Genomic DNA, 254 nt, shown 5'->3' on the forward strand with positions numbered 1-254 from the left:
GTTCAGGTGTAAACGGTTGATAACTCTCGATTGTGCGACGTGCTTCGAGGTTATGACCGTGAAAAGGGTTACTGTCTGGTATTCCGTCATAACGGCGTTTAGCAAATTCATAGAGCGATCCTAAGCATGTAAGCCAGTTTTGACGAGATTGATCGGCTGCTCCTCGTTGCTTCTGGTCATCTAAGAATACTGTTACAAGCCGTCTGCCTATTTTCTCAATATGAATATCATCTTTCTGAATGCTTTGTAAAAAT

Annotated in this window: 1 pseudogene; it reads right to left on the reverse strand. The window is 42.1% G+C overall.

Annotated elements, in window-relative coordinates:
- Positions 1–254 (reverse strand): annotated as a pseudogene (locus FC814_RS23010) (integrase); the annotation flags it as partial.

This window comes from Escherichia sp. MR, assembly GCF_005280595.1.
Lineage (GTDB): Bacteria > Pseudomonadota > Gammaproteobacteria > Enterobacterales > Enterobacteriaceae > Escherichia > Escherichia ruysiae.